Here is a 9,984-nt window from a genome sequence, read left to right on the forward strand (position 1 = left end):
GGCCGAGCACCCGCCGGGCGTCCTCCGCCACCGCCGCCGAGTTGGCGATGGCCGCCGCCGCGCGCACGCCGGCCACGCGCAGCGCCCGGCGCACCAGGGGCCGCTCGCCGAGGAAGTCGTGGATGTGCCACACCACCGGAGCCCCCGGGGCACAGAGGGCCGCGAGCAGGTGCGTCTTGAGCCCGTTGGAGTGGACGAGGTCCGGCCGGAAGTCGCGCAGGGCGCGCTGAAGGGAGCGCAGGTGGCTCGCCGCGGCCGGCGTGGCCCGTGCCAGGGACGCGCTGAAGCGCAAGAAGTGCCCCGCTCCCGCTCCGCGCAGTTGCGAGTCCCCGAGGGAGGCGAGCTCGGAGGGCAGGGGCAGGGCGAGCGTCTCCACGCCCAGGGCCCGTGCCTGCTCCGTCAGCGCCCCCTCCGCACCGGCGAGGAGTCCGAGCCAGGGGGCTCGCGGCGCGCGGCGCAGGCAGTCCAGCAGGTCCAGGAGCGTCCGCTCCGCGCCGCCCACCACCCCCACTGGACTCAGGAAGAGCAACCGCACGGGTGGGACCCCACCAGAGGAGACCGGCCGGGTCAAGGCGACGGTGCGACGCTCGGAGGCGGGATGGGGCCCGACTGTTCGCCCGGTGTCTGGGGGTCCCAGCTCCAGGAAGGCACGAAGCCCGCTTGTTCCAGGGCGGGGGGTGGCAGGATGGGGCCGCTCATGAATCGAACGCGCCGCTGCCTCGCCCACCCGCTTCTGTCCAGGGCCCTCGGGCCCTTCGGGGCGCCATGAGCCCCGGCCCGCGCATTCTCCTCGTCACGAGGCACCGCGCCGTGGTGGGCGGGGTGGAGTCGCACCTGCGCACGCTGCTGCCGCTCCTCCAGGCCCGAGGCCATGCCCCCGGGCTCCTCTTCGAGCACGACGCCGCCCCCGGTCAGGTCCGCATCGACGCGGGGCTGGACATTCCGGTGTGGAGCCGCACCGCGCTCGGGCGTCAGGGTGTGCTCGCGGGGGTGGCGGCGTGGGGGCCGGACCGGGTCTACCAGCACGGCGTCGAGGACCTCGACCTGGAGGAAGCGCTGCTGGAGCGCTACCCGGCGCTGCTCTTCCTCCATGCCTATTACGGCACGTGCATCAGCGGCATGAAACGCCACGCCTTCCCCCGGCCGGTGGTGTGCCAGCGCGTGCTCGGCCCCGCGTGCCTCGTGCACTACCTGCCGCGCCGCTGTGGCGGCCGAAGCCCCCTCACCGCGGTGCGGGAGTACCACTACCAACAGCGCCGCCTCGAGCTCGTCCGCCGCTACGGCACCGTGCTGGTGGGCAGTCGGGCCATGCGCGAGGAGTACCTCCGGCACGGGCTCGCCGAGCGGCAGGTGGTGTGCGTGCCCCTGTTCGGCGACGGCGCTCCGGACTCCGAGCCTCCCGCGGCGCGGCCCCCGTCCGGGCAGGTGTTGATGGTGGGGCGACTCACGGACTTGAAGGGTGGGGTGGAGCTGGTGCGTGCCCTGCCGAGGGCCCGCGAGGCCCTGGGGCGCGAGCTGGAGCTGGTCGTGGCGGGGGAGGGGCCCGAGCGCCCGCGCATGCAGGCGGAGGCGGCGGCGCGGCGGGTGCCGGTGCGCTTCCTGGGCTGGGTGGACCGGGCCGAGCGGGAGCGGTGGATGCGGCGGGTGGACGTGCTCGCGGTGCCGAGCGTCTGGCCGGAGCCCTTCGGGATGGTGGGCGTGGAGGCGGGGGGGGTGGGGCTCCCCTCGGTGGCCTTCGCGGTGGGCGGCATCCCCGACTGGTGCGAGCCGGGCGTCTCCGGGGAGCTCGCCCCGGGCGACCCACCCACGCCGGAGGGGCTCGCCGATGCCCTCGTCCGGGCGCTCGCCGATCCGGGCCACCATGCCCGGCTGCGCGAGGGGGCCTGGCGCACGGCCCGACGCTTCAACGCCGAGGCCCATGTGGACGCGCTGAGCGCGTTGCTGGCCCAGCGAGGGGCGTAGGCGGGCTCAGCCCGTGCCGAGCCGGCCCGCGCGTACGGCGTTCCACCGGGCCCGGAGTGCCTCGAGGCGGGGACGGACGTACGGGGCCAGGGGCGCCTGGAACAGCAGCGGACCCATGACGAGCAGGTAGGCGCCGCCCACCAGCGTGCCCGCCAGCGTCAAGGCCAGGAGGCCTCGCGGCTTCAACCCCACGGCGACTCCCAGCGACAGCGCGAGCACCCCGGCGAAGCGCACCGCCCACGGCGCGAGGTTGCGCGCCACCTGCCGCAGGGAGCGCCCGGAGTCTCGGGCCAGCAGGGACATGTTCATCGGCAGCGACACCAGGCAGATGCCGAGGATGGGCGCGAGCGCCGCGCCCACCAGCCCGAACAGGGAGACGCCGAGCCACAGGAACAGGAACGTCACCACGCCGTCGGTGATGGCCGTGAGCCCCAGCCGCCGCTCGTACCCGAAGCAGAACAGGCACGAGTTCACCGACAGGCAGAAGTGGCGCAGCAGCATGCTCGTCAGGAACAGCAGCGTCAGCGCCAGCCCCCCGTACTGCGACTCGCCCACCCAGAACCGGATGAAGCCCTCGTTGATGGCCAGCAGGCCACAGAAGGCGCCGCCGCTCAGGAAGAGCATGAGCCGCTCCAGCGCGTTGGACACCTCGGTGACGCGCGCCTTGTCGGCGCTCATGCGCAGCTCGGCCAGCGCGGGCTGGGCACTGGCCAGCGCCAGCTGCGGAATGTTGCTCAACACGCTCACGAGCCGGGCCGTGCAGGTGTAGGGGACCACCGCCTCGGGCCCGAGCAGCTTGCCGATGATGACGACGTCCGTGCCCAGCCGCAGCAGCTGCGCCACGTTGGAGACGGTGAGCCACAGCGACTGGGACAGCCAGGCGCGGAGGCTCTCCCACGAGGGCCGGGTCAGCCGGCGGGGCACCGCCTCCGGGAAGGCGGCGCGCAGGCGCCAGAAGCAGGCGAGGGCCGACAGTCCCTGCGTCACCACCCAGCCGGCGGCGACCGCGAACAGGCCCGCGTCCGCCAGGACCAGGCCCACGCTCGTGGCGGTGCCCGCCGCCCAGCTCACCGTCTGCAGCACGCCCAGGAAGCGCAGATCCTGCAGGCCGTGGAGGACGGCCTGGAAGAGGCGCAGCGGGAAGAGGACGACGAAGGTGCCCAGCACCAGCAGGAAGGGGTGGACGAGCCGCTCGCTGTTCTCCGGCAACAGCAGCAGCAGGAGCGCGGCGCCCGCGGCCACCAGCGGCAGCTGGAGGAGGGCGATCTGCAGGGCCCGGCTGAAGACCTCGGCCACGGCCGGCAGGGGCCGCTCCGGGTGACGTCCCGCCGCGTAGGCGGTCTCGCGCGGCAGCAGGGCGACGACGCCCAGGTCCAGCAGTCCCAGGTAGCCCAGCAGCGAGCTGGCCACCATCCACAAGCCCAGGTCCGACTGGCCCAGGCGCCGCAGCAGGAAGGGTGTGACGAGCAGCCCCACCACCAGGGTCAGCACCTGGTTGGCGAGCCCCCACTTGAAGCCACTGAGGAAACGGCTGGAACGCGTCACCGGGTGACCATCGGACAACCCGCCGCGCGCACGCAAGCGCTCTGTCCTCTACTGGCTGGAGGGCGAGCAGGCGCTCACGATCCTCGCGGCCGGGTGGGGTCGTTTTGGTTAGAGTTGCTCCCCATGGCGCAGGCGTCCAGATCAGGGGCCGGTGTCCAGGGCCGGGTCTCGGTGGTGATTCCCACCCGGGACCGACTGCCGCTGCTCACCGAGGCCCTGGAGTCGCTCCAACGACAGAGCCACCCGGACTGGGAGGCGGTCGTCGTGGACGATGGCTCGCGCGACGGCACGGTGGCGCGCCTCCAGGAGTGGGGGGCCTCCGACCCGCGCATCCGCGTGGTGGTGCGCGAGGAGGAGCCCGTCGGTGGCAACCACTGCCGCAACCTCGGCTTCGCCGCCTCCACTGGCGAGTTCCTCATCTTCCTCGACGACGACGACCTCTTGTCCCCGCGCTGCATGGAGGAGCGCCTGCGGTGGATGGAGCGCGCGCCCGGGCTCGACTTTGGCGTCTTTCCCCACCAGCACTTCCACACGCACCCCGGGGACATGGAGCACGTGGTGCGGGCCGTGCCGGGACAGGATGACCTCGAGCGCTACCTACGCGTGAACATCCCCTGGCAGACGGCCGGGGCCCTGTGGCGCCGCGAGGCCCTGCTGAGGCTCGGCCCCTGGGACGAGGCGCTGCCGTGCTGGCAGGACTGGGACTTCTACGTGCGGGCCCTGGCCCAGGGCGTGCGCTACCAGTGCTTCCCCGACGGTCCCCTCTTCTTCCACCGCGTGCAGACGCCGGATCGGCCCACCATCTCCGGCAAGAAGCGGGGGCCGCCGCAACTGCGGGGCGTGGAGCATGCGGTGGCCTCGGCGCGGCGGAGCCTGGAGGCGTGCGGTGGCCTCACGCCCCGGCGCCGGCTGCTGCTGGCGCGTCTGCACCTGAACCTCGCCGAGCAGTGGCGCGAGCAGGGCCACCGGGAGGAGGCCTTCGCGGTGTGGCGCCGGTGCCGGGAGCGGGGCCTCGTCTCCGAGGCGCACTACCGCGAGGGCCAGCTCTTCCTCGCGGTGTGGTCGGCCCGGCCCTTCCGGGGTGTCGTGCGCCGCTACCTCTCCCTGCGCCGGGCGGCGTGAGCCAGAGGGCTCACGGGCGGGTGATGACGGCGTAGGCGCCGCCCGGGACGTGGCGCATCTCCACGCGCATGGCCGCCTCGGCCCGCCAGCGCTGCAGCACCTCCTCCTCGCCGGGCCGGTCCGCGTCATCCAGGAGGATGACGGCGCCCGGGGCGAGCCGCTCCCCGAGCACCGGCCACAGGCCATAGCGTCCGCCCGGGGTCGTGCCGGGGGGCCCGTCGCAGATGACGAGCTGGAAGGAGGCCGGCAGGCGCTCCACCGGGGGCGAGTACCAGGAGTAGCCGCCATGGTCGCGCAGCGGGGCGAGGACGTTGTGGACGTGGCGGAGGCCCTGGCGCTCCAGGGTGCCGGACACACGCGCATGCCACTGGGGCAGGTGCTCCAGCGTCCACGTCTCCACGCCCCGCTTGCCGGCCAGCAACCCCAGCAGCAGGGTGGAGACGCCCGAGCCGCACTCGAGGATGGGGCCGGGCGTCGTCGAGGCCCGCTCCATCAGCTCCTGGAGGTACTCGGGGCGCGCGGCGTAGCCCAGGTTGCCCCAACCCCGCCGCAGCTCCTCCACCAGGGGAGGCGTGGGCAGGTGCCCGGGCGGCAGCGCGGCGATCCGCTCCAGGGCCCGGCGGAGCTGCCAGTCGCGCACCACGCCGCGCAGCGGGCCCTTGAGGCCCTCGGGCATCAGTCGGGCCAGGGGCCGCAATCGGTTGAGGAGGCTTTCCATGACCGGCTCACTCCAGGTGGGCGCCGCCACTGGTGAGGTACTGGCGGTACCACTCCACGGTGCGCTTGAGGCCCTCGTCCAGGCTCACCTGGGGCGTCCAGCCGAAGAGCGAGCGGGCCCGCGAGCTGTCCGCGAACATCCGCCAGATTTCCGTGGGCCGGTACTCCAGCGCGCCAATCTCGATGGAGGACTTCGTGTCGGTGAGCGCGGCGATCTTCTTCACCAGGTCGCGAATGGCCACCTCCTCGCCCGAGGCGAGGTTCACCGGGCCCTCGATGGTGCTCTTGTCCTCGGCGGCGGCGAGCAGCCCGTCCACCAGGTTGCCCACGTAGTTGAACTCGCGCGTCTGCTCGCCCTTGGTGGTGCGGATGGGCTTGCCCTTGAGGCAGTTGATGATGAGCTCGGGGATGATGGCCTTGCTGCTCTGGTAGGGCCCGTAGGCGTTGAAGGGGCGCAGCACGACGATGCGCCCACTGCCCTTCATCCGCTGCTTCATCCGGCAGTACAGCTCCCCCGAGTACTTGGTGATGGCGTAGGGCGAGATGGGCTCGGGGTTCATCGTCTCCACGAAGGGCACGCCCGCCTGGTGGCCGTACACCTCCGAGGTGGACATGTAGATGAAGGACTCGGTGCCGGGCACCACGTCCAGCAGGTTGGCCGTGCCCTTGGCGTTGACGTCGAAGCACTCCTCCACCTGCCGGAAGCTCTCGCCCACGTGGTTGTAGGCGGCCAGGTGGAACACCACCTGCGGGTCGAACTTCGCCACCTCCTCCAGCGCGCCGCGGTTGCGCAGGTCCGCCTCAATCACCTTGATGCGCGTCCACTCCTCGCGCAGGCGCTCGTTCTTCATCACGTTGCCGTAGCGCAGCGTGACGGCCACCTTCGCGCCCTGCTCCAGCAGCCGCTTCACCAGGTGGCTGCCGATGAAGCCCGAGCCGCCCGTCACCACTACGCGCTTGTCTTTCAGCCCGCTCATGTTCCCGTCCCTTCCAGAAGCGTGAAGAACTCGATCTCACCCTCGGCCTCGGAGCGCTCCTTCTCCGTGTTCACCGTCAGGTGCTTGTCCTGGTGCTTGTGGGCCCGCACCGCCCCGTGCTCCGCCAGCGCGGCGAGGAACGTCACCAGGTCCGTGCCCCGGCGCAGGGTGTCCAGCGCGGCCGGCTCGCAGAGGATGAAGCCGATGTTGATCCAATAGGGCAGCACGGGCTTCTCCAGCAGGCCCGCCACCCGGTCCGAGTCCCCCTTGAGGGACACGATGCCGTAGGGGCTGCGCAGCGGGTACACCGTCACTGTGGCCAGGGCCCCGGACGCCGTATGGCGGCCGGCGAGCGAGCCCAGGTCCACGTTGGCCAGGGTGTCGCCATAGCAGACGAGCGCCCGGCCGGGCACATGCTTCCGTGCGTCGAGCACGCGGTCCGCCATGCTGGCGGCCTCGCCCGAGTCCACGCATACCACCTCGAGCTCCGGGGGCAGGGCCAGCTCCTGCACGAAGCGGGCAATGGCCTCGGCCTTGTAGCCGGTACACAGCACGAAGCGGCGCACGCCCTGGAGCGTGAGGTAGCGCAGCAGGTGCTGGAGCAGCGGCTTGCCGTTGAGGGGCACCAGGGGCTTGGGGAAGTGCTCGGTGAAGGGGCGCAGCCGCTCGCCCTTGCCGCCACATAGGAGCACGGCGGTGAGGTCCGAGAGGGGCGAGCCGGGGACGGGGGGAGTGCTCATGTGAAGGCCTGCTGGATGCGCGAGACGAGCGGGCGCCGGAAGTTCTCGGGGGTGAGGTGGCGGCGCACGGCCTCGCGCGCCTGCTCGCCCATGCGCGGCAGCACCTCCGGGTGGCGGTGGAGGTACTCCAGCCGCTCGGCGATGGCGCGCGCGTCGGCGGTGGGGACGACGTAGCCGTTGACGCCGTCCTCCACGAGGTCCGCCGCGCCGGTGTTGTCGGTGACGATGACGGGCACGCCGCAGGCCATGGCCTCCACCACCGCGTAGGAGAAGCCATCGGCCAGCGAGGGGTGCACCAGCACGCTCATCTTCCCGTACACCTCGGCGTAGCCCACCCGGCGCACCTCCTCGGGCTTCACGATGAGGGAGGTGTCCCGCGCCTGGAAGTCTTGCAGCATGTGCGTCGCCGCGCGCGAACCCGAGCCGCCCCACAGCACCAGCTCCGCGTCCTTGGGCTTCAGCGCGTCCCAGGCCTCCAGCAGGTAGTGGAAGCCCTTCCACGGCTCGATGAGGCCCACGAAGCTCACCCGGAAGGAGGCCTGCGGGAAGGTGGCCTGGGGGAACTCGCCCAGGTCCATGGGCGGCGAGGCCACCACCAGCTTCTCCTCGGGGAAGCCGCGCGCGAGGAAGGTGCGCCGGGCCCGCTCGGACATCACCCGCACCACGTCCGCCGTGCGGTACTCGGTGAGGATGCGCTGGTACATGCCCGGGCCGATGTTGCCCTTGAGGCCGAACTTGCGCGACTCCCGGTCCACATGGGCGCGGAAGTCGTCCACGTGGGTGTTCACCACGTCCAGCACGGTGCGCATGCCCCGGCGCCGGGCGGCCTGGAGGCTCTCGGCGCACTGGCCCACCACGCCCTGGAAGACGTCCACGGCCGGCAGGTTCGCCGCCACGTAGCGGTCGAAGTGCAGGTCGCTCGCCAGCACCATCCAGTCACGTCGGCGCCGCAGCAGCGGCACGCGTCCCATCATCGTGGCCAGGCGCGAGGGGGGCACGCGGTGGGTGCGAGGCTCGAGCGAGTCGCGGCAGAAGACGCTCAGCTCGAAGTCCTCGCGGAGCGCCTCGACCATGTGCTGGAGGTTGAGGCCCTGGCCTCCCTGTCGGGCCACGGCGTTGGCGGCGAGGACCAGAGCCTTCTTGTTCACGACGCTCCTCTTATCCAATCGCACCCGGGATTGGGTAGGACTCCTGAGCGTACCCACGGAGCGGCCCTCGCTCGCCCGCTCGTTCTTGTGCGCAGTGCTCGGTGCTGATGATTTCAGCCCCAACAAATGTCCAAGGCCAAACATTCTCTCCGCCGCGCGCTCTCGTTCCTCGCACTGGGATTTTCGCTGACCTTCACCGGGTGCCTCCAGGGCCCAGTGGGGAGCGACCCCTCGGAGGCTCCACCGGGGCAGGAGGTGCCGGATGAGCTGGACCCGCGGGAGGCCGCCCTCAGCCTGCCCATCCCCCTGCCTCTCGAGGTCATCGGCGCCGCGGGCGTCACGCGCTCCGTCACGGTCCCCTTGAGCGCGCAGGACGTCCAGCAGCCGCTGAAGCTCTGGCTCCAGGCGCACAGCCTGAGCTACGCGACCAAGGCCAGCGTCCGCTTCAACTCCGGCGCCTGGCTGCCCCTGAACAACCAGACGGTGACAGTCGAGGGGCTCGGGAAGGTCTACGGGGGCATCGGCGGCACCTTCGCGACCGTGAAGCTGCGCCTGGACGTGCCCACCGGCGCTTTGGTGGCGGGCGCGAACCAGATCTCCTTCCGGTTCAACGCCTCGGACGGGAAGTCCATCGGCTACCGGGTGCTGAAGCTCAACTTCCTCCGGGCCGATGGGAGCCGCGTCCTGCCGGACTCCACCTTCTCGGACGACTCCCCGGCCACCTGGAAGCCGCCGCTCACGGATGCCACCTCCATCGCCGAGGGCGAGAAGCTCTGGCGCACCCGGCAGCTCGTTCGCTCCCCCATGAGTCCCGTGGCCATCCGCGCCCGGTGCATGGACTGCCATGCCCAGGACGGCAGGGACCTGAAGTATTTCAATTACTCGAACCACTCCATCATCGAGCGCGCGAAGTTCCATGGCCTCACGGAGCTCGAGGGCCAGAGGATCGCCTCCTATATCCGGACCCTGCCGGGCGTGCCCAACCCGGGGCGGCCGTGGAACCCGCCCTACCAGCCCGGGCCGGGGCTCGACTCCAAGCCCGTGGAGCAGTGGGCGGCCGGCGCGGGGGTGGACGCCGTGCTGGAGCAGGATCGCGACATGCTGCGCTACATCTTTCCGGCCGGCATCCAGAAGGCGGCCATCGCCACGACGGCGAACCTCAGCGTCCGTGAGATTCCCATCTTCTTCCAGCTCCCGGACTGGAACCACTGGCTGCCGAGCATCCACCCCAAGGACGCCTGGGGCGATACCTTCGCCAATCACCGGCTCAACAAGTTCTACGCGGGCGAGGGGACGGCGACGGGCGTCAACAGCAGCGTGCGAGAGCTGAGCGCGAAGGTGAAGGCCGGGGGCTACACCAACTACAGGGCCTATCTCTTCTCCGCCCACCGCCTCTGGAACCTGGCCCTCTACGAGTTCATCCCCGTGAGGGACCCGAACGCCAGCACCGTCGCCCAGCAGATCGAGCACTCGCGCAAGGTCTACGCCACCTCCCTCTGGCACGTGGTGAAGATGTGGGAGGTGATGCAGGAGTTCGGCCTCGAGGGGCACCAGCGTCAGCTCTTCCCCTCGTCACGAGACACCCGGGGGTGGATGGCCAACACCACCTTCGACTCCTCGCCCAACCTCCTCAAGCTGCCGCAGGACAAGACGGGCATTCTCGACAACAGCCCGCTCACCTTCCACTACTTCAACATGGCCTGGTACCAACTGGCCCTGATTCTCTACAATGGCAACCATTCGGACGGGGCGGACCGCAATGGGCAGCGGCCG

General features: G+C 71.4%; 8 protein-coding genes and 1 pseudogene. 3 read left to right on the plus strand and 6 right to left on the minus strand.

The features are described from left to right. A partial coding sequence (locus tag VF697_RS01610; RefSeq protein WP_331091566.1) for a glycosyltransferase occupies positions 1–535 on the minus strand: 535 nt, incomplete at its 3' end. Between the two features lie 230 nt (positions 536–765). Here VF697_RS01610 and VF697_RS01615 point away from each other — a divergent pair. Continuing rightward, complete coding sequence (locus VF697_RS01615) at positions 766–1,962, plus strand: glycosyltransferase family 4 protein (RefSeq protein WP_331091568.1); 1,197 nt, start codon at positions 766–768, stop codon at positions 1,960–1,962. Positions 1,963–1,968: 6 nt separating this feature from the next. Here VF697_RS01615 and VF697_RS01620 read toward each other — a convergent pair whose 3' ends face one another. After that, on the minus strand, positions 1,969–3,543 hold the full coding sequence (locus VF697_RS01620; RefSeq protein WP_331091570.1) for a lipopolysaccharide biosynthesis protein: 1,575 nt from the start codon (positions 3,541–3,543) through the stop codon (positions 1,969–1,971). An 87-nt stretch (positions 3,544–3,630) separates the two neighbouring features. Here VF697_RS01620 and VF697_RS01625 point away from each other — a divergent pair, with 87 nt between their 5' ends. Next, a complete protein-coding gene (locus tag VF697_RS01625; RefSeq protein WP_331091572.1) occupies positions 3,631–4,629 on the plus strand; it encodes a glycosyltransferase family 2 protein in 999 nt (332 codons plus the stop codon). A 10-nt stretch (positions 4,630–4,639) separates the two neighbouring features. On the opposite strand, the gene VF697_RS01630 is transcribed toward VF697_RS01625, so the two are convergent. Genes VF697_RS01630 through VF697_RS01645 form a run of 4 tightly spaced genes read right to left on the minus strand, consistent with a single transcriptional unit; the run spans position 4,640 to position 8,211 of the window. After that, entirely contained in the window at positions 4,640–5,347 is a 708-nt protein-coding gene (locus VF697_RS01630) for a hypothetical protein (RefSeq protein WP_331091574.1), read from the minus strand. Positions 5,348–5,354: 7 nt separating this feature from the next. Then, positions 5,355–6,323, minus strand: a complete 969-nt coding sequence (locus VF697_RS01635; RefSeq protein ID WP_331091575.1) for an NAD-dependent epimerase/dehydratase family protein — start codon at positions 6,321–6,323, stop codon at positions 5,355–5,357. Beyond that, a complete protein-coding gene (locus tag VF697_RS01640) occupies positions 6,320–7,063 on the minus strand; it encodes a nucleotidyltransferase family protein (protein WP_331091577.1) in 744 nt (247 codons plus the stop codon). Before VF697_RS01640 ends, VF697_RS01635 begins: the two co-directional genes overlap by 4 nt. Next, positions 7,060–8,211 carry a glycosyltransferase gene (locus VF697_RS01645; RefSeq protein WP_331091579.1) on the minus strand — a complete coding sequence of 384 codons (1,152 nt, stop codon included), beginning with the start codon at positions 8,209–8,211 and terminating at the stop codon, positions 7,060–7,062. The genes VF697_RS01640 and VF697_RS01645 overlap by 4 nt, the downstream gene beginning before the upstream one ends. A 126-nt stretch (positions 8,212–8,337) precedes the next feature. Between VF697_RS01645 and VF697_RS01650 the strand changes: the two are divergent. Further along, a pseudogene (locus VF697_RS01650) lies at positions 8,338–9,984 on the plus strand (hypothetical protein); the annotation flags it as partial.

The sequence above is a fragment of the Archangium sp. genome, assembly GCF_036388035.1.
GTDB lineage: Bacteria > Myxococcota > Myxococcia > Myxococcales > Myxococcaceae > Archangium.

Excerpts from the sequence above, each read along its gene's own strand:
- VF697_RS01615 (WP_331091568.1), top strand. The coding sequence starts at position 766 with ATGAGCCCCGGCCCGCGCATTCTCCTCGTCACGAGGCACCGCGCCGTG.
- VF697_RS01625 (WP_331091572.1), top strand. The coding sequence starts at position 3,631 with ATGGCGCAGGCGTCCAGATCAGGGGCCGGTGTCCAGGGCCGGGTCTCG.
- VF697_RS01630 (WP_331091574.1), bottom strand. The coding sequence starts at position 5,347 with ATGGAAAGCCTCCTCAACCGATTGCGGCCCCTGGCCCGACTGATGCCC.
- VF697_RS01635 (WP_331091575.1), bottom strand. The coding sequence starts at position 6,323 with ATGAGCGGGCTGAAAGACAAGCGCGTAGTGGTGACGGGCGGCTCGGGC.
- VF697_RS01640 (WP_331091577.1), bottom strand. The coding sequence starts at position 7,063 with ATGAGCACTCCCCCCGTCCCCGGCTCGCCCCTCTCGGACCTCACCGCC.